The organism is Kitasatospora sp. NPDC001309 (genome assembly GCF_042896295.1).
In the GTDB taxonomy this organism is placed as follows: domain Bacteria; phylum Actinomycetota; class Actinomycetes; order Streptomycetales; family Streptomycetaceae; genus Kitasatospora.
In genome coordinates, this window is the sequence record NZ_JBIAXC010000042.1 from 1 (window position 1) to 24,155 (window position 24,155).

Here is a 24,155-nt window from a genome sequence, read left to right on the forward strand (position 1 = left end):
GCCGCTCGTGATCCGACAACACCAGCTCGGCCAGCCTCGGCCCAGGACGTCCCATGCACTGACCAACGACGGATCAAGGACTCAGGACACTAGTGGACCCTCGACACCGGCGTGCTGCGGACGTACGCCTGACACCCCGCCCGGCGGGCCCGTAAGTTTCCTCTCGTCAGTTCGTACGAACAGCAGAGGAATTCGCCATGGCCACCTTCGTCCTCGTCCCCGGCGTCCTGCACGGCGGCTGGTGGTACCGGCCGTTGACCGGGCGGCTGCGGGCGGCCGGGCACGAGGTGTACCCGGTGACGCTGAGCGGGGTGAGCGAGCGCGGGCACCTGAACAACGGGGCGATCAACCTGGACACCCACGTCCAGGACGTGCTGGGCCTGCTGGAGGCGGAGCAGGTCACCGACGCCGTGCTGGTCGGGCACAGCTACGGCGGCATGGTGATCTCGGCGGTCGCCGACCGGGCGCCGGAGCGGGTGGCCGCGCTGGTGCACGCCGACGCCTTCGTCCCGCGCGACGGCGAGTCGGCCCACGCGATCGTCGACGACCTCTGGAAGCAGCGGTACCTGGCCGGCGCCGCCGCCGGGAACGGGCACACCATGGTGGGGCTCCACCCGGCCCTCGACCCGCGCGCGACCGTCCACCCGATGGGGACCCTGCTCCAGCCGGTGCGCCTCACCGGGGCGGTGGACGGGATCGCCCGCCGCGTCTACATCCACGCCGAGCGCTTCGAGGGCACCCCGTTCCTGGAGACCTACGAGCGCCTGCGCGACGACCCGACCTGGGCGGTGCACGCCCTCCCGGTCGGCCACGACCTGGTCCGGGAGGCGCCGGAGGAGTTCCTCAAGATCATGCTCGCCGCGGCGGAGTAGCCGGGCCGCGGGGGGCGCGGCGCGATGCGGTCGCGCCACGCCCCCGTCCGACCACTACGCGATGCGGTCGAGGACGATCGGGTTCGGGGTGAACGCCGTACCCGCCGGGGAGACCCCGATGCCGCCGGCCAGCGCCTCGATGGCGTACTCGTAGCGCTCCGGGGTGTCGGTGTGCAGGGTCAGCAGCGGCTGGCCTGCCACCACGGTGTCACCAGGCTTGGCGTGCATCTCGACGCCGGCGCCGGCCTGCACCGGGTCCTCCTTGCGGGCGCGGCCGGCGCCCAGGCGCCAGGCGCAGACGCCGATCGCGTAGGCGTCCAGCTCGGTGAGCACGCCGGAGGCGGGCGCCGGGATGACGTGCTGCTCGCGGGCGACCGGGAGCGGGGCGTCGACGTCGCCGCCCTGGGCGGCGATCATGCGGCGCCAGTGGTCCATCGCGGAGCCGTCCCGCAGCGCGTCGGCCGGGTCCTTGCCGTGCACGCCGGCGGCGGCGAGCATCTCGCGGGCCAGGGCGAGGGTCAGCTCGACGACGTCGGCGGGACCACCGCCGGCCAGCACCTCGATCGACTCGCGGACCTCCAGCGCGTTGCCCGCGGTGAGGCCGAGCGGGGTGGACATGTCGGTGAGCAGGGCGACGGTGTTGACCCCGGCGGTGGTGCCCAGGCCGACCATGGTGCGGGCGAGTTCGCGGGCGTCGTCCAGGTTCTTCATGAAGGCGCCGGAGCCGACCTTGACGTCCAGCACGAGCGCGCCGGTGCCCTCGGCGATCTTCTTCGACATGATCGAGGAGGCGATCAGCGGGATGGCCTCGACGGTGCCGGTGACGTCGCGCAGCGCGTACAGCTTCTTGTCGGCGGGCGCGAGACCGTCGCCGGCCGCGCAGATGACCGCGCCGGCGTCGCGCAGCACGTCCATCATCTCGTCGTTGGAGAGCAGGGCGCGCCAGCCGGGGATGGACTCCAGCTTGTCCAGGGTGCCGCCGGTGTGGCCGAGGCCGCGGCCGGACAGCTGCGGGACGGCGGCACCGCAGGCGGCGACCAGCGGGGCGAGCGGGAGGGTGATCTTGTCGCCGACGCCGCCGGTGGAGTGCTTGTCGCTGGTGGGCAGCGGCAGCGAGGAGAAGTCCATCCGGACGCCGGAGCGGATCATGGCCTCGGTCCAGCGGCTGATCTCGTGCGGCTTCATGCCGTTCAGCAGGATCGCCATGGCCAGCGCGGACATCTGCTCGTCGGCGACCTCGCCACGGGTGTAGGCGTCGATGACCCAGTCGATCTGAGCGTCGCTCAGCTCTCCGCGGTCGCGCTTGGTCCTGATGACGGAGATGGCGTCCATGCGTGCTCCAAGAGGGGTTTCAGATGCGTCGTGCACATGCGTCGTGCACATGCGTCGAGAAGATGCGTGGAAAGCGAAGAGTGCCGCGAGATGACCGGGTTCCGACCCACTCGCGACACTCTACGCGCGTAACAATTGCCGAGGCTAGAGCCGCTCCGGACCGAACGCGTCGGGCAGGACCTCGCTCATCGGCTTCACGCCGGAGGCCAGGTCGACCAGCAGTTCCGGCCCGCCGTGCTCGTACAGCAGCTGGCGGCAGCGCCCGCACGGCATCAGCAGTTCGCCCGCGCCGTCGACGCAGGTGAAGGCGACCAGCCGGCCGCCGCCGGAGGCGTGCAGCGCGGACACCAGCCCGCACTCGGCGCACAGCGCGAGCCCGTACGAGGCGTTCTCCACGTTGCAGCCGCTGACCAGCCGACCGTCGTCGACCAGCGCCGCCGCGCCGACCGGGAACTTGCTGTACGGGGCGTACGCGCGGCCCATGGCCTCGCGCGCCGCCTCGCGCAGCCGCTCCCAGTCGACCGCGGGGGCCGTCACTTGCCCTGGCCCTTGCGGTAGACCTGACCGTCGGCCTTGGGCATCCGCAGACGCTGCGAGGCCAGCGAGAGCACCACCAGGGTGATCAGGTACGGCGTGGCGACGATCAGCGGACGCTGCACCTCGTCGGTCAGCGCGTACCAGGCGCCCAGGCCGCCGGCCACCACGAAGGAGACCACGGTCGCGGTGAACTTGCGGCGGTACAGCTGCCACAGGGCGAACAGCGCCATCGCGATCGCGACGACCAGGATCAGCACGTGCACCGACTCCGGGTCGCGCAGCTGGAGGCTGTCGGTGAAGCCGAACAGGCCGGCGCCGATGGCGAGGCCGCCGGGCATCCAGTTGCCGAAGATCATCGCCGCGAGGCCGATGAAGCCGCGGCCCAGGGTCTGGCCGTCCTTGTAGAAGTGCGCGGCGACCAGCGAGAGGTACGCGCCGCCGAGGCCCGCGAAGGCGCCCGAGGCGATGACCGCCAGGTACTTGTACTTGTAGACGTTGACGCCCAGCGACTCGGCGGCCGTCGGGTTCTCACCGCAGGAGCGCAGCCGCAGGCCGAACACCGTGCGCCAGAGCAGGAAGTAGCTGGCCACGATCAGCACGGCCGCCAGCACCACGACCACCGAGAGGTTGGTGACCAGGCCGCCGAGCACGCCGGCGACGTCGGAGACCAGGAACCAGTGGTGGTTCTCGATGCTCTTCAGGCCGGAGGACAGCCCCGGGACGGTGATGTACGGCAGCGGGTCCGCCGGCGGGGACTGGTTCGCCCCGGCACCGGCCGAGATGTAGTCCTTGTAGTAGATCCGGTTGACGTACGCGCAGATGCCGGGGATCAGCAGGTTGATGCCGACGCCGGAGACGATGTGGTCGACGCCGAAGGTGACCGTGATGACCGCGTGCAGCAGACCGCCGAGCGCACCGCCGAGCATGCCGGCCAGCAGGCCGACCCACGGGTTGACCAGGTAGCCGGCCCAGGCGCCGCAGAAGGTGCCGGCGACCATCATGCCTTCGAGGCCGATGTTGACCACACCGGCCCGCTCGGACCAGAGACCGCCCAGACCGGCCATGCCGATCGGCACGGCGGAGCCGAGCGCCGCGGCGACCTGACCGGAGGAGGTCAGCGAGTGGTTGCCGGTGGCCATGCCCACGGCGGCGAAGAGGACCAGGGCGCCCGCGATCAGCAGGAGCACCACGGGCCAGGACAGCTTGCGCTTCTTCGCGGGCGCGCCCGGCGCCTTCGGACGAGCGGCAGTCGCCGTGCTCACGCGGACACCTCCTTCTTCTCAGTGGCCGCGAGCTGGGCGGCGAGCTGGGCGCCGACCTTCTGCTGCTGGCGCTTCAAGCCGTAGCGGCGCACCAGCTCGTACGCGACGACGACGCAGATGACGATGGTGCCCTTCATGACGTCGACGATCTCGAAGGGGAACCCGCCCTTGAGCGGCAGCTGCGAGCCGGTGGCGTCCAGGAAGGCGAAGAGCAGGGCCGCGAAGGCGATGCCGATCGGGCTGTTCCGGCCGAGCAGGGCGATCGAGATGCCCAGGAAGCCGAGGCCGGGCTGGAAGCTCTGGCCGTAGTAGTACGAGTTCTGCAGGAGTTCGGGCAGGCCGATCAGACCGGCGATGGCGCCCGAGACCACCATCGAGATGACCACCATGCGCTTGACGTTCACGCCGGACGCGGTCGCGGCGGACTCCGAGCGGCCGGTGGCGCGCAGGTCGAAGCCGAAACGGGTGCGGCTCAGGGTGAACTGGAAGACCACACCGACCAGGGCGGCGATGAAGATGAAGCCCCAGAGGTCCCCGCCGGCGGTGGGGATGGTGAAGAAGTGGCTGGACTGCGAGACCGGGTCGGTCTGGATCGAGTTGCTGGTGCCGCTGACCTTCGGGGCGAAGATGCCGGGCACGAGCAGCAGACCGACGATCGCGAGCGAGATCGAGTTCAGCATGATGGTCGAGATGACCTCGCTGACGCCGCGGTAGACCTTGAGCAGACCGGCGATGCTCGCGTACAGACCGCCGACCAGCATCGCGGTGACCAGCAGCAGCGGGATCTGGATGATCGCCGGCAGGTCGACCTGGGCGCCGACGAAGGCCGCGAACAGCGCGGCGACCTTGTACTGGCCCTCGACACCGATGTTGAACAGGTTCATCCGGAACCCGAACGCGGCGGCCGCGGCGGCCAGGTAGTAGGTGGTGGTCCGGTTGAGGATGCTCACCTGGCCGTCCGACTTGGTGGCGTACGTGATCATCACGTTCCACGCGTCGAACGGGTTCTTGCCCGAGGTCGCCAGCAGCACGGAACAGATCGCGACGGAGAGCACGACCGCGAGCACCGGCGCCGCCAGTGCGAGCACGATCCGCTCACCGCTGATCCGCTGCGCCAGGCTGCGCTTGGCGGCGGGGTTGGGACTGGTCATGGGTTACTCCCCCGCCTGCGGGTCGTCGGCGGTGTCGGTGTGCGGGTGCTCGGCCGCGGCCTCGGTGCCCTCGGCGGCGACGGCCTGGGCCTCGGCGACGGCCTCCGGCTCGGACTCGATGTGGCCGGCGGCGGCACCGGTCATCGCGGTGCCGAGGTCCTCGGCGGTGACGGTGGCCGGGTCGGCGTCGGCGACCAGGCGGCCGCGGTAGATGACCCGGATGGTGTCGGAGAGGCCGATCAGCTCGTCCAGGTCCGCCGAGATCAGCAGGACGGCCAGGCCCTCCCGCTGGGCGACCCGGATGTGCTCCCAGATCTGCGCCTGCGCACCGACGTCCACACCGCGGGTGGGGTGGGCGGCGATCAGCAGCTTCGGCTGGTGGCTCATCTCGCGGCCGATGATCAGCTTCTGCTGGTTGCCGCCGGAGAGCGAGGCCGCGGTGACCTCGATGCCGGGGGTACGGACGTCGTACTCCCGGACGATCCGCGCGGTGTCCTCGCGGGCGGCGGCCGGCTTGAGCAGCACACCGCTGGAGTTGGGCGCCTCGGTGACGTGGCCGAGGATCCGGTTCTCCCAGAGCGGGGCCTCCAGCAGCAGGCCGTGCTTGTGGCGGTCCTCGGGGATGTAGCCGATGCCGGCCTCGCGGCGGGCCCGGGTCTGGGTGCCGGAGAGGTCCTTGCCGTCCAGGGTGACGGTGCCGCCGTCCAGCGGCAGCATGCCCATGATGGCCTCGACGAGTTCGGCCTGGCCGTTGCCCTCGACACCCGCGATGCCGAGGATCTCGCCCTTGTGGATGCGCAGCGAGATGTCGTCCAGGACGACGCGCTCGATGCCCTCGGCGTCGGTCTTGGCGATCCTCAGGTCCTCGACCTTGAGCATCTCGGTGGTGGTGACGGTCGACTCGCGGCTCTCCGGGGAGGGCAGCTCGGCGCCGACCATCAGCTCGGCCAGCTGGCGGGCGGTCACGGCCTTCGGGTCGGCGTCGCCGACCGTGGTGCCGCGCCGGATGACGCTGATCGCGTCGGCGACCGCGAGCACCTCGTGCAGCTTGTGCGAGATGAAGATGACGGTGACGCCCTCGGCCTTGAGCTCGCGCAGGTTGTCGAACAGCGCGTCGACCTCCTGCGGGACGAGCACGGCCGTCGGCTCGTCGAGGATCAGGATCTTGGCGCCGCGGTACAGCACCTTGAGGATCTCGACGCGCTGGCGGTCGGCGACGCCGAGGTCCTCGACCAGGGCGTCCGGGCGCACGCCCAGGCCGTACTGGTCGGAGATCTCCTTGATCTTCGCCTTCGCCTTGGCACCGATGCCGTGGAGCTTCTCGCCGCCGAGGACGACGTTCTCCAGCACGGTGAGGTTGTCGGCCAGCATGAAGTGCTGGTGCACCATGCCGATGCCGCGCGCGATGGCGTCACCGGGGGTGTTGAACTCGCACAGCTCGCCGTTGATCGCGATGGTGCCCTCGTCCGGCTTCTGCATGCCGTAGAGGATCTTCATCAGCGTCGACTTGCCGGCGCCGTTCTCGCCCATGAGGGCGTGCACCGTGCCGGTGCGGACGGTGAGGTTGATGTCGTGGTTGGCCACGACACCGGGGAAGCGCTTGGTGATGCCGCGCAGTTCGACGGCCGGGGTCGCCGTCCCCGCGCTGGGGGTTCCGTCCTTGCGCAGGGGGACGGGGTCTGATGCGGTGATGGCGGTCTCCTGGTGGTCTGGAGGCGCGTCGTTGCGCTCGGAGGGCCAAGGGGGGACAGGGGGGAAACGTGGAGACGGAACGGGGCCCGGGGGTGCGCGTCGAGCGCACCCTGCCGGGCCCCTCCCGTTGATCGAGTCGATCGTCACGCTGCCGGGCAGGCGGCAGCGTCAGGTCGCGTCCCGGGACGCGCCGGCCTCAGGAGGTCGGCGCGGTCGGGATGGTGGTCGCGCCGCTGGTGATGGCGTCGCTGGCGGCCTTGAGCTTGTCCTGGATGTCGTCGATCTTGCCGCCGGTGGTGGCGAGCGAGACACCGTTGGCCTTGAGGTCGAAGAGCTTGATGCCGGTGAACGGCGTGCCCTTCTTGACCGAGTCGATGTACGCGAACACCGCGTTGTCGACGTTCTTGACCATCGAGGTCAGGATGCTGTTCTTGAACTTCGCCAGGGCCGGCTGGTTGGCCTGGTCGGAGTCGACGCCGATGGCCCACTTGCCCGCGTTGGCGACGGCCTCGATGGAGCCGTTGCCGGAGGAGCCGGCGGCGGCGTAGATGACGTCCGCGCCCTTGTCGAGCTGGCCCTGCGCGGCCTCCTTGCCCTTGTCGGGCGAGTTGAAGCCGGTGAAGTCCGGGGGGGTGGTCAGGTAGGTGGTCTCGACCTGGATGCTCGGGTCGACGGACTTGGCACCCGCCTTGTAACCGGCCTCGAACTTCTTGATCAGCTCGGACTGCACACCGCCGATGAAGCCGATGTGGTGGGCCTTCGACTTGCTCGCGGCGGCGACGCCGGCGAGGTACGAACCCTCCTGCTCGGCGAAGAGCAGCGAGGTGACGTTGGACGGCTGGTCCTTGTCGTTCGAGTCGATGATCGCGAACTTGACGTTCGGGTTGTCCTTGGCGACCTTGTTGACCGCCGGCTGGTAGACGAAGCCGACCGCGATGATGGTCTTGTAGCCGGCGTCGACCAGGTTCTTGAGGCGGGTCTCCTTGTCGGCCTCGGCCTCGCCCGACTTGGCCTCGGCCTCGGTCACGGAGACGCCCAGGTCGGCCTTGGCCTTGTCGAGACCGCGCGCGGCGGAGTCGTTGAAGGACTGGTCACCGCGGCCGCCGATGTCGTAGGCCATGCCGACCTTGAGAGCGTCGGAAGACCCGGCGGAGGCGTTGGTGTCATTGCTCTTTGCGCCGCAAGCGGCGAGCGAGGCCATGCCCAGGGAACCCGAGAGCACAACCGCGGCGAGCTTCATTGAACGGCGCAAGGGAGTTTCTCCTTCTCACACGCACCCGATTAGCGTGGTCGGACGCCACCGTAACGCGCGTAGAACACGGTTGGGTTACGGGCTGCCGGAGCATTCGGGTTGTTATCAAACCGTGGTCTGACGGCCGTCCCCGAGCCCTTTTCCCGTGCGCGGACGGTGAATCCGAGACTTGGTCCGGCCCAGTCTACGGAACCGTTTCGAAACCCCGGATCTCGACAACGTGCTCACGCGTCGCCCGCAAACCCCCTTGAAACGGTCAGATCCGGTCATCCTCCAGGGCCAGCGCCGCGAACAGCTCCACACCCACGCCGATCGCCCGCTCGTCCACGTCGAACCGGCCCTGGTGCAGGTCACGGACGGTGGTGTCGCCGGGGGCCCGGACGCCCAGCCGGGCCAGCGCGCCCGGGGCGTGCTCCAGGTACCAGGAGAAGTCCTCGCCGCCCAGGCTCTGTTCGGTGCCCTCCACCACCTCGGCGCCGTCCCCGCCGAACCGGGCGGTCATCGTCTCCTCCAGCCGCGCGACCGAGACCGCCTCGTTGACCACCGGCGGCACCCCGCGGTGGTAGTCCAGGGTCCACTTGGCCCGGTAGGTCTCGGCGAGCTTGGCGATCAGCTCGTGCAGCAGGTCCGGCGCCTCGCGCCAGCCGTCCAGCTCCAGGCAGCGGACGGTGCCCTCCAGTTCGGCGTGCTGCGGGATGACGTTGGGCGCGGAACCGGAGGCGATCCGGCCCCAGACCAGGCTGACGCCCCAGCGCGGGTCCATCCGGCGGGCCAGGGCGGCCGGCAGGTCCGCGGCCATCCGGGCGATCGCGGTCACCAGATCGGTGGTCAGGTGCGGGCGGGCGGTGTGCCCGCCGGGGCCGTCCAGGTGCAGCACCAGGCGGTCGCAGGCCGAGGTGATCGCGCCGACCCGCAGGGCGATCCGGCCCACCTCCACCTTGGGGTCGCAGTGCACCGCGAAGATCCGGCCGACGCCGTCCATCCCGCCCGCCTTGATGACGTCCAGCGCCCCGCCGGGCATGACCTCCTCGGCCGGCTGGAACACCAGCCGGACCGGGCGGCGCAGCTCGCCCGAGCGCAGTGCCCCGGCCAGCACCAGCCCGGTGCCGAGCACCACCGAGGTGTGCACGTCGTGGCCGCAGGCGTGGGCCCGGCCGGGGACGGTCGAGCGGTACGGCACGTCGGTCTTGGCGTCGTCGATCGGCAGCGCGTCGATGTCGGCGCGGAAGGCCAGGAACTCGGTGCCCGGAGCGGTGCCGGCCGGGACGAGGTCGACCAGCAGCCCGGTGCCGCCGGGCAGCACCCGCGGCTCCAGGCCCGCCGCGACCAGCCGGTCGCGCAGCAGGTTGGTGGTGCGGAACTCCTGGCGGCCGAGCTCCGGGTGCCGGTGCAGATCACGGCGGAAGGCGATCAGCTCGGGCTCCAGCCTCCGCACCCGGGCGCGCAGTTCGGCGGCGGGGCGTGCGACGGCGGGAGTGACGCCCGGCTGAGCGGGCTCAGGACGGTTCATCTCCCCAAGAGTAGGCCCGTTGGGGGGATTTGGCCCGACTTCCGGAAAACTAGTCCCCGGATGGGCGCATACCGGCCTGACAGGTGGGTATGACATCTCGTTTCAGCCGCCTTCCCCGGGTTGCTTGCCCTGTGCAACGATCACCCTGGCCGGCGGTCACGGCCGCCACCGGCTTGACGGCCGGGCCCCCTGACGGCCGCTCAGCGGGCCCGTTCTGCGGCCGCTCCCCCCGTCGTACGCCCGGCGCCCGGCTGACGGGCCGGACCGGAGCGCTCGCTCCGCGCACCCGGTTGAGATGATCGGACGAACGACCGGATGAGCCCCAGGGAGTGGCAATGACCGAGCAGAAGGTGGCCGTGGTCACCGGTGCCAGCAGCGGAATCGGCGCGGCGACCGCCCGCCGGCTGGCCGCCGAGGGCTTCGAGGTGGTGCTGACCGCACGCCGGACCGAGCGGATCGAGGCGCTGGCCAAGGAGATCGCCGAGCGGGGCGGCGCGGCCAGGGCGCTCACGCTGGACGTCACCGACCGGGCCGCCGTGGACGCCTTCGCGGCCGAGGTCGGCCGGGTGGACGTCCTGGTGAACAACGCGGGCGGCGCGATCGGCGCGGAGAGCGTCGAGCACGGCGACCCGGCCGACTGGCGGGCCATGTACGAGGTGAACGTGCTCGGGGTGCTGCACGTGACCCAGGCACTGCTGCCCGCCCTGCGCGCCACCGGCGACGGCACCGTACTGGTGCTCTCCTCGACCGCCGCGCTGACCGCGTACGAGGGCGGCGGCGGGTACGTCGCGGCCAAGCACGCCGCCCACACCATCGCGGCGACGCTGCGGCTGGAGCTGTGCGGGGAGCCGATCCGGGTGATCGAGATCGCGCCCGGGATGGTGAAGTCCGAGGGCTTCGCCGTCACCCGCTTCCGCGGTGACGAGGAGAAGGCCGCCGCCGTGTACGCAGGCGTGGCCGAGCCGCTGACCTCGGAGGACATCGCGGACACCGTGGCCTGGGCGGTCACCCGGCCCTCGCACGTGAACATCGACCTGCTGGTGGTCCGCCCGCGGGCGCAGGCCGCCAACCACAAGGTCCACCGCGGCTGACCGGCCCCTCCCCCGGCGGGCGGCCCGACGACACCCCCTGATCGAACACGTGTCGTACACGAGTGGTACACACGTGCGATGACGATCTTCCGGGCCGCCCGCCCACGGGTGCTGCTGACCGCCTTGGCGGCAGGCACCCTCCTGCTCACCGCCGCCTGCGACAACACCGTGACGACGGCCCAGGACAAGGCCTCCGGCACCACCGCGCCCGCCGCCGGCAGCCCGACGACGGCCCCGACGCCCACCCCCGGGCCCAAGGGCGAGGCCGACCCGGCGCTCAAGGCCTTCTACGGCCAGCAGATCACCTGGGCGGACTGCCCGGCCGACCCCAAGGCCGACAAGGCGAAGATCGACACCTCCGGCATGCAGTGCGGCAAGCTGCACGTCCCGCTCGACTACGCGAACCCCGCCACCGACGCGATCGACCTCGCCCTGATCAAGTACGCGGCGGCCGACCGGGGCAAGCGGGTCGGCTCACTGATGGTCAACCCCGGCGGCCCCGGCGCCTCCGGCGTCGAGATGGTCAAGTACGGCGCCAAGGACTTCGACGGCACCCTGCACGACCGCTTCGACGTGATCGGCTTCGACCCGCGCGGCACCGGCGACAGCGCGCCCGTGGTCTGCTACGACGACAAGCAGCTCGACGCCGCCAACCAGGAGGACGCGCCGGACGACCCCGCCGAGCGCAGGGCCGCCCACGTCAAGCAGTCCACCGACCACGCCACCGCCTGCCAGGCCAGGTCCGGCAAGCTGCTGCCCTTCGTCGGCACCCGCAACACCGCCCGCGACCTGGACGTGCTGCGCGCCGCCGTCGGCGACCGGAAGCTCAACTACCTCGGCATCTCCTACGGCACCTACCTCGGCGCCCTGTACGCCGAGGAGTTCCCGCAGAACACCGGCCGGCTGGTCCTGGACGGCGCCGTCGACCCGGCCCAGGACACCCTGGACCACGGCGTCGACCAGCAGGTCGGCTTCGAGAAGTCCTTCGAACGCTTCGCCGCCGACTGCGTGGACAACCACCCCGACGAGTGCCCGCTCGGCACGGACCGGACCAAGGCCGCCAAGAAGGCCGCCGACTTCCTGGACGGCCTCCACGACCACCCGCTGACCACCAAGGACGGCCGCAAGCTCGGCCGCGACATGGCCTGGACCGGCGTCATCTCGCTGCTGTACGGCGACGAGAAGACCTCCTGGCAGTACCTGCGGGCCAGCCTCGGCTGGGCGATGAAGCGCGACAAGGGCGACTACCTGCTGGCCTTCGCCGACGACTACAACGGCCGCGACGAGAACGGCCACTACAGCCCGATGGACGAGGCCAACAGCGCGATCAGCTGCGCCGACGCGGCCCGCCCCGCGCCGACCCCCGAGCACGCCCGGCAGGCCGTCGAACGGCTGCGGGCCGAGGCGCCGCTGCTCTCCAAGGACGTCACGGTGGACGACTACACCGAGCCCGGCTGCGCCTACTGGCCGTTCAAGACCCAGGAGAAGCCGCACACCATCCGCGCCGAGGGCGCCGCCCCGATCCTGGTGGTCGGCACCACCGGGGACCCGGCCACCCCGTACTCCTCCGCCCAGAAGCTGGCCCAGGGCTTCGCCAGGGCCACCCTGCTCACCCGGGTGGGCGAGGGCCACGGCGCCTTCGGCAAGGGCAGCGCCTGCACCGACCTCGCCATGGCCGCCTACCTGACCGACGGCACCATGCCGGCCGAGGGCACCCGCTGCGGCTGAGCCGCTAGCAGATCCGTACGGGGAGGGCGCTGACGAGAAGGTGTCAACGTCACAACTTGATAGCTCGTCCGGATGAATTCCGCGCGCGCCCTCCCCAACTGATGAGCGCTCAACTACCTTTGAGGAGCTGCCAGAACGGCGCCGCGCGCCCCCTCCGCAGCCCCATACTCCACCTGCTCCACCACCCCACACCAGCCGCTTCCCGCCCTCACGAGGAGGACCCGCTGGCCAGCGACATCCCGTCACAGCGGCCCGACGTCCGCAGCGAGCCGACCCTCCTCGGCCTGCACCGCTTCAACGAGGCGGACGCCGGCGCTGCCGAGGAGGCCCTGCTGGCCTGCTGCGGCAGCCACCGCTGGGCCCTGCGCCTCACCGCCCACCGCCCCTACCCCGACATAGAGTCCCTGCTGGCCGCCGCCAGCGAGGCCTCCTACGACCTGCGCCCGGCGGACCTCGCCGAGGCCCTAGCCGACGAGAGCTGGATGCCGCAGCCGCTGCTCGGCATGCGCGCCCCCGGCAGCCAGGCCGCGCACACCGCGCTGCGGGCCGCCCACGCCGCCTACGAGGCCCGGTTCGGCCACGTCTTCGTGGTCTGCCTGGACGGCGTCGACCCGGAGGAGATGCTCGACGCCGTGCTCTCCTCCATCCGCACCCGGCTGGCCAACGACCCGGACGAGGAGCGGCTGACCGCGGCGGACGAGCTCCGGCGGATCGCCCTCACCCGACTGGAGCACCTGGTCGCCACCCACTCCGAGGCCGGAGCGCGCTGAGCCACCGCCCCCGGCGCGCCACGCCGGGGGCGGTGCGGCCGGACCCGATTTCATCCCCCTGGGTGAATCCGATCGCCGCCCGTCACCGCGAAGCCCCAGGCTGGTCACTCAGCGTGACCGAAGTGGCCTGGGTTCCCTCCGCACTAGGCCAGAAGTGCCTGATTGATCACACCTGGGTACCCCGGAGGCGGTTCCCGACGAGGCGTCGATAGGATGCTGGCGGCCGGTGGACCGTACCCGGCCGGGCTGACCGACACCGAAGCCGGCCGAGCCCCCAATCGCTTCCGGAGGGTTTTTCCGTGCCGGCTGGAACGCTGTACCGCGGCCGGGAAGGCATGTGGAGCTGGGTGGCTCATCGAGTCACCGGCGTCCTCATCTTCTTCTTCCTGTTCGCCCACGTCCTGGACACCGCCCTCGTGCGAGTGTCGCCGGAGTCCTACGACACCGTCATTCAGACGTACAAGACTCCGCTCGTGAACCTGATGGAGTACGGCCTGGTGGCCGCCATCCTGTTCCACGCGCTCAACGGCCTGCGCGTCGTCGCGGTGGACTTCTGGTCCAAGGGCCCGAAGTACCAGAAGCAGATGCTGTGGACCGTCGTCGGGGTCTGGGTCGTCCTGATGGCCGGCTCCTTCTACGGCATCCTGCAGCACACGCTGATCTCCTGGTTCGGGAAGTGAGCTGACTGATGTCCACGGACTACTCCGACGCGATCGTCGTCCCCTCCAAGCAGGCGCACACCGGCAAGGGCCTCGGCACGGGCAACCCCGCCGACGCCTTCGTCATCGAGCCGCCGCGCAAGCGGACCGGGAAGACCCCGCGCCGCACCCGCACCAACTTCGAGATGCTGGCCTGGCTCTTCATGCGCCTGTCCGGTGTCGTCCTGGTCGTGCTGATCCTCGGCCACCTGCTGATCATGCTGGTCCTGGACGGTGGCGTCTCCAAGATCGGGTTCGCCTTCGTCGCCGGTCGCTGGGCCTCGCCGTTCTGGCAGGGCTGGGACCTCCTGATGCTCTGGCTCGCCATGCTGCACGGCGCCAACGGCATGCGTCAGGTCATCAACGACTACGCCGAGAAGGACTCGACCCGGCTCTGGCTCAAGGGGCTCATGGGTACCGCCACGGTCTTCACCGTGCTGCTGGGCACCCTGGTGATCTTCACCTTCGACCCCAACATCTGAGCCGCGAGCACCATCGACCATCGGCAGAGGCCAGAGGCGAGTTAACCCCCCATGCAGATTCACCAGTACGACACCGTCATCGTCGGCGCCGGCGGCGCCGGCATGCGCGCGGCCATCGAGTCGACGCAGCGCAGCCGCACCGCCGTCCTGACCAAGCTCTACCCGACCCGGTCCCACACCGGCGCGGCCCAGGGCGGCATGTGCGCCGCCCTGGCCAACGTCGAGGAGGACAACTGGGAGTGGCACACCTTCGACACGGTCAAGGGCGGTGACTACCTGGTCGACCAGGACGCCGCCGAGATCATGTGCAAGGAGGCCATCGACGCCGTCCTCGACCTGGAGAAGATGGGCCTGCCCTTCTCCCGCACCGAGCAGGGCCGGATCGACCAGCGCCGCTTCGGCGGTCACTCCCGCAACCACGGCGAGGCCCCGGTCCGCCGCTCGTGCTACGCGGCCGACCGCACCGGCCACATGATCCTCCAGACGCTGTTCCAGAACTGCGTCAAGCACGGCGTCGAGTTCTTCAACGAGTTCTACGTCCTCGACCTGCTGATCAACGAGGGCAAGACGGCCGGCGTCGTCGCCTACGAGCTGGCCACCGGCGAGATCCACGTCTTCCAGGCCAAGTCGGTCGTGTTCGCCTCCGGCGGCACCGGCAAGTTCTTCAAGGTCTCCTCCAACGCCCACACCCTCACCGGTGACGGCCAGGCCGTGGCCTACCGCCGCGGCCTGCCGCTGGAGGACATGGAGTTCTTCCAGTTCCACCCGACGGGCATCTGGCGCATGGGCATCCTGCTCACCGAGGGCGCCCGCGGCGAGGGCGGCATCCTGCGCAACAAGGACGGCGAGCGCTTCATGGAGCGCTACGCCCCCGTCATGAAGGACCTCGCGTCCCGTGACGTCTGCTCCCGCGCGATCTACACCGAGATCCGCGAAGGCCGCGGCTGCGGTCCGGACGGCGACCACGTCTACCTGGACCTGACCCACCTGCCGCCGGAGCAGCTGGACGCCAAGCTCCCGGACATCACCGAGTTCGCGCGCACCTACCTCGGCATCGAGCCCTACACGGACCCGATCCCGATCCAGCCCACCGCGCACTACGCCATGGGCGGCATCCCGACCAACGTCGAGGGTGAGGTCCTGCGCAACAACACCGACGTCGTCCCGGGCCTGTACGCGGCCGGCGAGGTCGCCTGCGTGTCCGTGCACGGCGCCAACCGCCTCGGCACCAACTCGCTGCTGGACATCAACGTGTTCGGCCGTCGCGCGGGCATCGCCGCCGCCGACTACGCCAACGCGAACGAGTTCGTCCCGCTCCCGGAGGACCCGGAGGCGCTGGTCCAGGGCATGGTCGACAGGCTCCGCGAGTCGACCGGCACCGAGTCCGTGGCGCAGATCCGCAAGGAGCTGCAGGAGACCATGGACGCCAACGCGATGGTCTACCGCACCGGCGCCACCCTCAAGCAGGCCGTCGAGGACATCGCCGCCCTGCGGGAGCGCTACAAGCACGTCTCCATCCAGGACAAGGGCTTCCGGTACAACACGGACCTCCTGGAGGCCATCGAGCTGGGCAACCTGCTCGACCTGGCCGAGGTGCTGGCCGTCTCCGCGCTGGCCCGTGAGGAGTCCCGCGGCGGTCACTACCGCGAGGACTTCCCGACCCGTGACGACGTGAAGTTCATGCAGCACACCATGGCGTACCAGGAGGTCGCCGCCGACGGCAGCACCTCCATCCGCCTCGACTACAAGCCGGTCGTCACGACCCGCTACCAGCCGATGGAGCGTAAGTACTGATGAGCACTCCGACTGTGGAGCACTCGGCCGCTCTGGACGCGGTCGAGGCCGGTGGCGTACAGCTGATCACCGTCACCTTCCGGATCCGCCGGTTCAACCCGGAGGAGCACCCGGACCCGGTGTGGGTCGACTACCAGCTGACCCTGGACCCGAAGGAGCGCGTCCTGGACGCGCTCAACAAGATCAAGTGGGAGCAGGACGGCACCCTCACCTACCGCCGTTCCTGCGCGCACGGCATCTGCGGCTCCGACGCCATGCGGATCAACGGCCGCAACCGGCTGGCGTGCAAGACCCTGATCAAGGACGTCGACCCGGAGAAGCCGATCACGATCGAGGCCATCAAGGGCCTGACGGTCCTCAAGGACCTGGTCGTGGACATGGACCCGTTCTTCCAGGCGTACAAGGACGTCATGCCGTTCCTCATCACCAAGGGGAACGACCCGACCCGCGAGCGCCTGCAGTCCGCCGAGGACCGCGAGCGCTTCGACGACACCACCAAGTGCATCCTGTGCGCCGCGTGCACGTCGTCCTGCCCGGTGTTCTGGAACGACGGCCAGTACTTCGGCCCGGCCGCCATCGTCAACGCGCACCGCTTCATCTTCGACTCGCGCGACGAGGGTGCCGAGCAGCGCCTGGAGATCCTCAACGACCGTGAGGGCGTGTGGCGTTGCCGCACCACCTTCAACTGCTCCGAGGCCTGCCCGCGCGGCATCGAGGTCACCAAGGCGATCCAGGAAGTGAAGCGGGCGCTGGTCACCCGCCGCTTCTGATCCCCGCCCGACACCCACGGAGGCCCCCGTCCGATCCTTCCGATCGGACGGGGGCCTCCGTGTTCCTCACTTCAGCGCACCGGCACCGGAGGGGTCGCTCCAGCCGCTGTAGTACACCAGGTGCCGGTCGGCCGTGACGGCCCACAGGTCCGGCTTGCCGTCACCGTCCACGTCGCCCGAGCTGCCGAGCGTCGGGTACTTGTCGACGGTGAAGCCGCTCGCGACGACGCCCGCCTTCGGGTCGGCGAGGGCGGAGAAGTCGAAGGTGCCGTCGGCCTTCTTCGCGATCGGGTAGGCGTGCAGCTCCCCGGTGGCCCGGTCACGCGCCCAGAGGGCGAGGTTGCCGGCCGCGTCCGGGCCCGGGGCGACCAGGTCGTAGCCCGCCCAGGCGCCGTCGGTGGTGAGCTGGCGGGCGGTCCGCAGCCGGTAGGAGAAGCCGGGGTTGGCGAACAGCCAGAGGTTGCCGTCCTCCACGGTCATCAGGGAGGAGACCATCCGGCTGTCCAGGGAGCCGATCAGGGCGATCTGGTCGGCCTTGTGCCAGTCGGTGGCGAAGCCGGCCGGGCAGGCGGCGGCCGTTCCGGCGGCGTTCTGGCAGGCGGACGGCCGGGAGATCGCCGACGGGTACCCGGTGAACGAGGCGTAGTCCTGGTTGCTGTAGAAGTACAGCGCCGGCGAGCCGCTCGGGTGCATCAGCAGGTCGTCCATCGGCGCGTGCATGTTGGCGTCCCAACCGCGGTGCGCCACCTGGACGTTGGACCAGGAGGTCTGGTTCGGGGACTGGACGGCCCGGATCACCGCGGACGGCGTGGTGTCACCCGAGCCGCTGCTGATGATCTGCAGGTTGCCCGCTGCGTCCGGCAGCAGGACGTCCGGGACGCCGTCCCCGTCGACGTCGCCGGGCGCCTTGGGCGGGTTGGGGTTCGACGGGGCGTAGAAGGTGTAGCCCGCCCCGCCGACGTTGCCCGCGTCGTCGATCACCTGGACGTTGAGGGTGTTGGTGCCCCAGTTCAGGACCCGCAGGCTGACGGTCGCCGTGCCGTCGTCCTCCGGGACGACGGCGTCGGGCGAGTCGCAGCCACCGACGCCGAGGTTGCCCCAGCCGTAGCGGATGCAGGCGATCCCGGAGGACTCGCCGCCGGCCGGCACCGGGTCGGTGGTCCTGACCACGAAGGTGCCGACCTGGCCCGCGAACTTGGGGGCGGTGCCGCTCGCCGGGAAGTCGGTCGAGGAGACCGTGGCGGTCGGGCTGGTGGTGTCCACCGTGAAGTGGCAGTCCGCCGACGGGGCGGAGACCTGGGCGCCCTGGAGGGCCCAGGCGTGCCAGGCGTAGCTGTGGCCGTCCAGCAGACCGGGGACGGTGAGGCCCGCCTGCGGGGCCCCGTTGGCCTGGGCCTCGCCGGTGAACACCGGGTCCTCGGCGCCGGTGGTCACGTCCCAAACCCCGAACCGGGCGCCGGTGCCGGCGACCTTGACGTTCAGCGCCGGCCCGTTGACGCTCCGGCCGATCCAGGCCGGGTCGCCCGCCGGGCCGCAGGCCCCGAGGTGCTGGGCGTCGACGCCCTGGCTGGTCCCCAGGACGGCCGGCCCGGCATCGGCCACCGCCACCGTCGGCGTGGCCAGCAGCCCGGCGGCCACGGTCGCCGCGGCGACCCCGCCGAATCTGCGCAGGTGCACGTGCTTCATCGAAATTCCCCCCACCCATCGTGCTCGGCGCGTCCGGTACGCGCGTACGAGCGGAGAGGATCTTGCCAGCGGAGAACCACCGGCGGCAACGGGGATTCCGACCGGTGGCCCGCGCACGGCACGGAGGCCCCGCCCGAGTTGATCGGGCAGGGCCTCCGTCGGCGGATCAGTTCAGCGGGCCGAGGTCGTTGGCATCGGTCCAGCCGCTGTACATCACCAGGTGCCGGTCGGCCGTGACGGCCCACAGGTCCGGCTTGCCGTCACCGTCGGCGTCGCCCGAGCTGCCGAGGGTCGGGTACTTGTCGACGGTGAAGCCGGTGGCGACGACGTCAGCCTTCGGGTCGGCGAGGGCGGAGAAGTCGAAGGTGCCGTCGGCCTTCTTCGGGACCGGGTAGGCGTGCAGCTCGCCGGTGGCCCGGTCACGCGCCCAGAGGGCGAGGTTGCCGGCCGCGTCCGGGCCCGGGGCGACCAGGTCGTAGCCCGCCCAGGCACCGGAGGTGGTGAGCTTGGTGATCTTGTCGAAACCGGAGGTGGCCCCGGCGAGCAGCCAGAGGTTCCCGCTCTCCAGCGTCAGGAGTGACGGCGAGGTGCCGCCGGCCACCGGGCCGAAGGCGACGATCTGGTCGGTCTTGGACCAGTCGGCGGCGAAGCCGGCCGGGCAGGGCTGCGGCTCGAACGGGTCGCCGCACACGCGGTCGCCCGAACGGTCGAAACCCTTGGTCATGCCTCCGTAGTCCCAGTTCCGGTAGACGGTCAGGGAGGCGTCGCCCGGCTTGTGGATGAACAGGTCGTCCGAGGACGGCGCGTGGTAGTCCCACCCCCGGTGGGCGATCTGGTAGGGCGCCCAACTCTGCCCGGAGGGAGCGAGGTTGGCCGCGATGACGGCGTTCGGCGTCGTGTCGGTCGCGTTGACGCCGATGTACTGCAGGTTGCCCTGGGCGTCGGGGAGCAGGATGTCCGCGACACCGTCCCCGTCCACGTCGCCGAGGGTCTTCGGCGCGCTGGGGTTCGACGGGGCGTAGAAGGTGTAGGTCGTCCGGCCGACGTTGCCCGCGTTGTCGATCACGTTGACGACGAGGTTGTTGCTGCCCCACTGCAGGACCTTGAGGTCGATCTTCGCCGTACCGTCGGCATCCGGCTCGACGGCCTCCGGCGAGTTGCAGTCGGTCCCGGCGTACATCCAGGCGTACCGGAAGCACGCGATTCCGGAGGCCTCACCGCCCGCGGGGACCGCATCGGCGCCCTTGAGGACGAAAGTCCCCTTCTGCCCCGCGTACTTCGTGGCGGTGCCGCTCGCCGGGAAGTCGGTCGAGGAGACCGTGACGGTCGGGGCGGTGGCGTCCACGGTGAAGTGGCAGTCCGCCGAGGGGGCGGAGGCCTGGGCACCCTGGAGGGCCCAGGCGTGCCAGGCGTAGCTGTGCCCGTCCGCCAGGCCGGGCACGCTGAGGCCTGCCTGCGGGGTTCCGTAGGTCTGGGCCTCACCGGTGAACACCGGGTCCTCCGCACCCGTGGTCACGTCCCAGACACTGAACCGGGCACCGGTACCGGTGACCTTGGCGACGAGGTCGGTGCCGGTCCCGCTCCGGCCGATCCAGGCCGGATCCGTGGTCGGACCGCAGGCCGCGGTGTTCCGGTCCGCGCCCTGGGCGGTACCGACGACGGCCGGCGCGGAGTCGGCCGAGGCCGCCGGCCCGGTGAGCAGGCCGGCGGCGAGAGCCGCCACGACGACCCCGCCGAGTCTGCGGGCACGCGAAAATGTCATGAAGGTTCCCCACCCCTTGTGTTCGGCGCGTCCGGTGCGCGCGCGAGAACGGTGAGGATCCTGCCAGCGGGCACTGACAGCGGCGACGGGGATTCGGGGTCAGTCCGTGGCCGGGGTGCGGCGGGTGGCGCGGAGGCCGCGGAGGCCGATGGTGCCGACGGCGATGCCGAGGAGGAAGGAGGTGACGGCGAGGAGCAGGTGGATCCAGAAGAAGGCGGTGGGCTGGGAGTGGTCGCCGTTCACGAAGGCCTGGTTGCCGGAGTCCTTCCACAGGTTCTTGACGAAGGTGGTCCAGATGATCATCGACCAGACGCCGAAGGCGGTCAGGAACCAGGAGGTGCGGCGGCTGAGCTTCATGGGGTGGTCCTCGGCGGGGGTGCGGTGGCGGCGGGGTGCCTCCCCAGTATGCGCGGGCCGCCGATCGGCGTAGGGCGGGCCCCTCCTGCGGAGGACCGGTCCGGTGTGGCGGACGGCGGCGCTCCGCAGTGGGTACGGTCAGCTGGTGTCCACACCCCGTCACACCTTCGCGCAGTTGTGCGCCGCGGTCACCGCGGCCCTCCCGGTCCTGCTCGCCGCGCCCGCGGCGGTCGCGGCTCCGCAGGCGCCGCCCCCGCCGTCCGCGATCGGCGGTGAGCGGCTGGGGCTGCCCGGGGTCCAGGTCAATCCGCTGACGGGGGCGCCGGCCCTGCCGACGGACCTCACCGGCCAGTCCTGGATAGTCTCCGACGCCACGTCGGGGGACGTGCTGGCGGCCTACAACCCGCATCTCAGGCTGCCCCCCGCGAGCACCTTGAAGATCCTCTTCGCGGACACCGTGCTGCCCAAGTTCGACCGCAACGCGGTGCACCGGGTCGCCGACGAGGAGATCCAGAACATCGGCGCCGGCAGCAGCCTGGTCGGCATCAAGGAGAACCTGGACTACCGGGTCGAGGACCTGTGGCGCGGGGTGTTCCTGAGTTCGGGCAACGACGCCGTGCACGTCCTGGCCCACATGAACGGCGGTATCCAGCCGACCGTCAACGAGATGCAGGCCCGGGCCGAGGCCCTCCAGGCGCGGGACACCAAGGTGATCTCCCCTGACGGCTACGACATGGACGGCCAGCTGTCCTCGGCCTACGACCTGTCGCTGTTCGCCCGCTCCGGCCTGCGCAACCCGGACTTCCGCGGGTACTGCGCGACCCGGGACGCGATGTTCCCGGGCGCCGTCGACAAGAACACCGGCCAGCGCGGCAGCTTCGGGATCGCCAACACCGACCGGCTGCTGGGCAAGTACCCCGGGCTGATCGGGGTGAAGAACGGCACCACCACCAACGCCGGTTCGACCTTCGTCGGCGCCGCCGAGCGGAACGGGCGGACCCTGCTGGTGACGGTGATGCACCCGGCCAGCTACCAGAAGGTGTACGACGAGACGGCCGAGCTGCTGGACTGGGGCTTCGCCGCGGCGGGCAAGGTGCAGCCGGTCGGCCGGCTGGTCGACGAGCAGCAGGCCGGCGGCGAGGAGCCGACCGGTCAGGCGGGTGGCGCCGCCGGTGCCCCCGCGCCGCCGCCGCACCCCTCCCCCACCGCGGGCCGGGCCGCCGCCGGACCGGCCGGGGACGACGGGCCAGGCCCGGGCACCTGGACGGCCGTGCTGGTCGGGGCCGTGGTCGCGGCGGGCGCCGTGGTGGCCCTCCGGCGCCGGGCGTCGGGCCGCGCCGGGGGCTGAGCCGAGGTCCGACGCCCCGGTCCCGGCCTCAGGTCCGGGGCCGGGGCGTCGCCGTGGGCGTGGTGTCCTTCGCCTCGGCCTCGTCGGCCGCGGCCAGCAGCGCCCGGCCGTGCTCCCTGGTCCGCTCCCGGGCCGCCGCCGGGTCGGCGGTGGCCGTCCAGGCCACGCAGTACATCAGCAGCCGGCTCACGAAGTTGATCCACAGCAGCAGCGCCACCGGGGTGGCGAAGGCCCCGTACAGGCTCCGTCCGGCGACCGAGCCGAGGTAGGAGGAGAGCAGCAGTTTCAGCAGCTCGAAGCCGACCGCGCCGATCAGGGCGCCGGTCAGCAGGTCGCGGCGGCGCTGGTCGGTGATCCCGGGGAAGGGCGCCAGCAGGTAGGCGAAGAGCAGCATGTCGCACGCTATGGCGATCAGCACGCCGACCCCGGTCAGCAGGTAGCCGCTGCCCAGGCCGATCGCGTCGGCGATCCGCCCGGCGAGCGTGGTGCCGGCGGCGGAGGCGGCCACCGAGAACAGCGACACCAGGCCGAGGCCGGCCAGCACCAGGACGTCCCAGGCCTTGCGCAGCACCGGGTTGCCGTCCTCCTCGGGCAGCTGCCAGAGGTCCCTGATCGAGGTGCGCATGGTGTCCACCCAGCCGAGGCCGGAGACCAGCAGCAGGGCGCCGCTGACCAGCCCGAGGGTGCCCGCGTTCGCCACCAGGGACGGCAGGTTGAGCGAGTCCGACAGGCCCGGCAGCTGGTCGGAGATGTGGTGCTGGAGGTCGTCCACCTGACTGCCGTTCAGCGTGGCGACGGCGATCGCCAGGCCGACCGTGAGCAGCGGGAACAGGGCCAGGAAGCCGAAGAAGGTGACGGCTCCGGCCAGCCGGTTGCCGCGGGCGGCGGAGAAGTACTCGTACACCCGGTAGGGGCGGCTGCGCAGCACCCGGGCCACGAGCGGGCCCAGGACCGGAAGGCGGGTCAGGAAGTCCACCCGACCGGTTATACCTGCCCGTCCCCCGAACGGCCGTCAGGCGCGGGCCTGATCCGGGGGACGGGCTTACCGGTTGACGAGCCGTCGGGCCTTCGCCAGGGCGCGGACGGCCTGGTAGGCGGCGTACCGCCCGTGGCCGAGCAGTTCGGTGCGCACGCCGTCCACGCCGGGTGGCGGGCGGTAACCGGCCGGGCGCAGCCGGGCGCAGTGCGCGGCGGAGCGGCGGAAGTACTCGCGGCGGTCGCCGGGCGGGATCCGGCCGGGCTTGGCGACCACGGTGTTGAGGTGGTTGAGCATCTTGCCGAAGACCACCGGGCGCCACCGGTCCAGGTCGGGGCGGCGGTCCAGGAAGGCGAAGACCAGGTCGTACTGGGCGAAGACGTCGAAGTGCTTGCGGCTGGCGGTGGCCAGGATGTTGCCGCCCTCCTGGCGCTGGCGGTAGTGCACGCCGACCCGGTCGAGCAGGGTGATGCTGGCGGCGGCGAGCAGCGCCGGGTACGTCCAGGGGGTGTCCTCGTAGTAGCCGGCCGGGAACTCCAGCTGCTGCTCGGTGACGAACCCGCGGCGGTAGGCCTTGTTCCAGACGACCTGGAGCAGGTCGAGCAGGTCGGGGCGGGCGGCGAGGTCGAAGACGTCCGGGGAGTCGGCGCCGAAGACGTGGCCGGCGGCGGCGCGGGTGATCCGGCCGTCGGCGTAGGTGCGGGCGTAGTCGTAGACCAGGACGTCCGGGTCGCCGGTGGCGGCGAGGCGGTCCTCGACGGCCGCCAGCAGGCCGGGGGTGAGGGTGTCGTCGCTGTCGAGGAAGAGCACGTAGTCGCCGGTGGCGACCTCCAGGCCGGCGTTGCGGGCCCGGCCCAGGCCGACGTTCTCCGGCAGGTGCAGCACCCGGACCCGGGGGTCGGCGGCCGCGGCCTCGTCCAGCATCGCGCCGCAGCCGTCCGGCGAGCGGTCGTCCACCGCGATCAGTTCGAAGTCCGGTCCGCCCTGGCCGAGGACCGATTCGAGGCACTCGGCAAGGTAGTCCTGGACCTGGTACACGGGGACGATGACGCTGAAGCGGGGCACGGGGGCCAGCGTAGTGGGCC

The 24,155-nt window shown here is 71.2% G+C and carries 21 protein-coding genes; 9 read left to right on the plus strand and 12 right to left on the minus strand.

Translation table 11 applies throughout. The annotated features are described in order from the left end of the window. Positions 1-197 precede the first annotated feature (197 nt). A complete protein-coding gene (locus ACFY2K_RS32620) occupies positions 198-872 on the plus strand; it encodes an alpha/beta fold hydrolase (RefSeq protein ID WP_380521155.1) in 675 nt (224 codons plus the stop codon). Positions 873-926: 54 nt separating this feature from the next. Here ACFY2K_RS32620 and ACFY2K_RS32625 read toward each other — a convergent pair whose 3' ends face one another. From ACFY2K_RS32625 to ACFY2K_RS32655, 7 genes are all read right to left on the minus strand, one after another. Further along, positions 927-2,204: a thymidine phosphorylase gene (locus ACFY2K_RS32625; RefSeq protein ID WP_380397285.1), complete on the minus strand. Its 1,278-nt coding sequence runs from the start codon at positions 2,202-2,204 to the stop codon at positions 927-929. Positions 2,205-2,348: 144 nt separating this feature from the next. Beyond that, positions 2,349-2,741, minus strand: coding sequence for a cytidine deaminase (locus ACFY2K_RS32630; protein WP_375882289.1), 393 nt, complete (start codon positions 2,739-2,741; stop codon positions 2,349-2,351). Continuing rightward, a complete protein-coding gene (locus ACFY2K_RS32635; RefSeq protein WP_375882286.1) occupies positions 2,738-4,003 on the minus strand; it encodes an ABC transporter permease in 1,266 nt (421 codons plus the stop codon). Before ACFY2K_RS32635 ends, ACFY2K_RS32630 begins: the two co-directional genes overlap by 4 nt. Continuing rightward, entirely contained in the window at positions 4,000-5,154 is a 1,155-nt protein-coding gene (locus ACFY2K_RS32640) for an ABC transporter permease (protein ID WP_380592790.1), read from the minus strand. The genes ACFY2K_RS32635 and ACFY2K_RS32640 overlap by 4 nt, the downstream gene beginning before the upstream one ends. A 3-nt stretch (positions 5,155-5,157) precedes the next feature. Continuing rightward, on the minus strand, positions 5,158-6,738 hold the full coding sequence (locus tag ACFY2K_RS32645) for an ABC transporter ATP-binding protein (RefSeq protein ID WP_387716280.1): 1,581 nt from the start codon (positions 6,736-6,738) through the stop codon (positions 5,158-5,160). A 304-nt stretch (positions 6,739-7,042) separates the two neighbouring features. Beyond that, positions 7,043-8,098, minus strand: a complete 1,056-nt coding sequence (locus ACFY2K_RS32650) for a BMP family protein (RefSeq protein ID WP_375882277.1) — start codon at positions 8,096-8,098, stop codon at positions 7,043-7,045. A gap of 256 nt (positions 8,099-8,354) precedes the next feature. After that, on the minus strand, positions 8,355-9,608 hold the full coding sequence (locus ACFY2K_RS32655; protein WP_380521158.1) for an amidohydrolase: 1,254 nt from the start codon (positions 9,606-9,608) through the stop codon (positions 8,355-8,357). A gap of 335 nt (positions 9,609-9,943) precedes the next feature. Here ACFY2K_RS32655 and ACFY2K_RS32660 point away from each other — a divergent pair, with 335 nt between their 5' ends. The 7 genes from ACFY2K_RS32660 (at position 9,944) to ACFY2K_RS32690 (ending at position 16,941) form a co-directional block, all read left to right on the plus strand. Then, on the plus strand, positions 9,944-10,699 hold the full coding sequence (locus ACFY2K_RS32660; RefSeq protein WP_380643476.1) for an SDR family oxidoreductase: 756 nt from the start codon (positions 9,944-9,946) through the stop codon (positions 10,697-10,699). A 78-nt stretch (positions 10,700-10,777) separates the two neighbouring features. Then, positions 10,778-12,427 carry an alpha/beta hydrolase gene (locus ACFY2K_RS32665; protein WP_380521160.1) on the plus strand — a complete coding sequence of 550 codons (1,650 nt, stop codon included), beginning with the start codon at positions 10,778-10,780 and terminating at the stop codon, positions 12,425-12,427. A gap of 119 nt (positions 12,428-12,546) precedes the next feature. Further along, complete coding sequence (locus ACFY2K_RS32670) at positions 12,547-13,197, plus strand: 2-oxo-4-hydroxy-4-carboxy-5-ureidoimidazoline decarboxylase (RefSeq protein ID WP_375882266.1); 651 nt, start codon at positions 12,547-12,549, stop codon at positions 13,195-13,197. A 299-nt stretch (positions 13,198-13,496) separates the two neighbouring features. Continuing rightward, positions 13,497-13,877, plus strand: coding sequence for a succinate dehydrogenase, cytochrome b556 subunit (sdhC, locus tag ACFY2K_RS32675; protein WP_033332398.1), 381 nt, complete (start codon positions 13,497-13,499; stop codon positions 13,875-13,877). 8 nt (positions 13,878-13,885) lie between these two features. Then, complete coding sequence (gene sdhD, locus ACFY2K_RS32680; protein WP_375882263.1) at positions 13,886-14,377, plus strand: succinate dehydrogenase, hydrophobic membrane anchor protein; 492 nt, start codon at positions 13,886-13,888, stop codon at positions 14,375-14,377. 51 nt (positions 14,378-14,428) lie between these two features. Further along, complete coding sequence (gene sdhA, locus ACFY2K_RS32685; RefSeq protein ID WP_380521163.1) at positions 14,429-16,171, plus strand: succinate dehydrogenase flavoprotein subunit; 1,743 nt, start codon at positions 14,429-14,431, stop codon at positions 16,169-16,171. Continuing rightward, positions 16,171-16,941 carry a succinate dehydrogenase iron-sulfur subunit gene (locus ACFY2K_RS32690; RefSeq protein WP_375882257.1) on the plus strand — a complete coding sequence of 257 codons (771 nt, stop codon included), beginning with the start codon at positions 16,171-16,173 and terminating at the stop codon, positions 16,939-16,941. Before sdhA ends, ACFY2K_RS32690 begins: the two co-directional genes overlap by 1 nt. A gap of 66 nt (positions 16,942-17,007) precedes the next feature. On the opposite strand, the gene ACFY2K_RS32695 is transcribed toward ACFY2K_RS32690, so the two are convergent. From ACFY2K_RS32695 to ACFY2K_RS32705, 3 genes are all read right to left on the minus strand, one after another. Continuing rightward, positions 17,008-18,627 (minus strand): hypothetical protein, encoded by a 1,620-nt coding sequence (locus ACFY2K_RS32695; RefSeq protein ID WP_387716284.1) that lies wholly within the window; start codon positions 18,625-18,627, stop codon positions 17,008-17,010. Positions 18,628-18,793: 166 nt separating this feature from the next. After that, entirely contained in the window at positions 18,794-20,389 is a 1,596-nt protein-coding gene (locus ACFY2K_RS32700) for a hypothetical protein (protein WP_387716286.1), read from the minus strand. 99 nt (positions 20,390-20,488) lie between these two features. Then, positions 20,489-20,746, minus strand: coding sequence for an SCO4848 family membrane protein (locus ACFY2K_RS32705; RefSeq protein WP_387716288.1), 258 nt, complete (start codon positions 20,744-20,746; stop codon positions 20,489-20,491). A gap of 145 nt (positions 20,747-20,891) precedes the next feature. Here ACFY2K_RS32705 and ACFY2K_RS32710 point away from each other — a divergent pair, with 145 nt between their 5' ends. Next, positions 20,892-22,094, plus strand: coding sequence for a D-alanyl-D-alanine carboxypeptidase family protein (locus ACFY2K_RS32710; protein ID WP_387716289.1), 1,203 nt, complete (start codon positions 20,892-20,894; stop codon positions 22,092-22,094). Positions 22,095-22,122: 28 nt separating this feature from the next. On the opposite strand, the gene ACFY2K_RS32715 is transcribed toward ACFY2K_RS32710, so the two are convergent. Next, positions 22,123-23,070 carry a YihY/virulence factor BrkB family protein gene (locus ACFY2K_RS32715; protein WP_380521168.1) on the minus strand — a complete coding sequence of 316 codons (948 nt, stop codon included), beginning with the start codon at positions 23,068-23,070 and terminating at the stop codon, positions 22,123-22,125. Positions 23,071-23,136: 66 nt separating this feature from the next. After that, on the minus strand, positions 23,137-24,135 hold the full coding sequence (locus tag ACFY2K_RS32720) for a glycosyltransferase family 2 protein (RefSeq protein WP_387716291.1): 999 nt from the start codon (positions 24,133-24,135) through the stop codon (positions 23,137-23,139). Between the last annotated feature and the right edge of the window lie 20 nt (positions 24,136-24,155).

Coding starts and splice junctions, on each gene's coding strand:
- ACFY2K_RS32620 (WP_380521155.1), top strand. CDS start 198: ATGGCCACCTTCGTCCTCGTCCCCGGCGTCCTGCACGGCGGCTGGTGG.
- ACFY2K_RS32625 (WP_380397285.1), bottom strand. CDS start 2,204: ATGGACGCCATCTCCGTCATCAGGACCAAGCGCGACCGCGGAGAGCTG.
- ACFY2K_RS32640 (WP_380592790.1), bottom strand. CDS start 5,154: ATGACCAGTCCCAACCCCGCCGCCAAGCGCAGCCTGGCGCAGCGGATC.
- ACFY2K_RS32655 (WP_380521158.1), bottom strand. CDS start 9,608: ATGAACCGTCCTGAGCCCGCTCAGCCGGGCGTCACTCCCGCCGTCGCA.
- ACFY2K_RS32660 (WP_380643476.1), top strand. CDS start 9,944: ATGACCGAGCAGAAGGTGGCCGTGGTCACCGGTGCCAGCAGCGGAATC.
- ACFY2K_RS32665 (WP_380521160.1), top strand. CDS start 10,778: ATGACGATCTTCCGGGCCGCCCGCCCACGGGTGCTGCTGACCGCCTTG.
- sdhD (WP_375882263.1), top strand. CDS start 13,886: ATGTCCACGGACTACTCCGACGCGATCGTCGTCCCCTCCAAGCAGGCG.
- sdhA (WP_380521163.1), top strand. CDS start 14,429: ATGCAGATTCACCAGTACGACACCGTCATCGTCGGCGCCGGCGGCGCC.
- ACFY2K_RS32690 (WP_375882257.1), top strand. CDS start 16,171: ATGAGCACTCCGACTGTGGAGCACTCGGCCGCTCTGGACGCGGTCGAG.
- ACFY2K_RS32695 (WP_387716284.1), bottom strand. CDS start 18,627: ATGAAGCACGTGCACCTGCGCAGATTCGGCGGGGTCGCCGCGGCGACC.
- ACFY2K_RS32700 (WP_387716286.1), bottom strand. CDS start 20,389: ATGACATTTTCGCGTGCCCGCAGACTCGGCGGGGTCGTCGTGGCGGCT.
- ACFY2K_RS32705 (WP_387716288.1), bottom strand. CDS start 20,746: ATGAAGCTCAGCCGCCGCACCTCCTGGTTCCTGACCGCCTTCGGCGTC.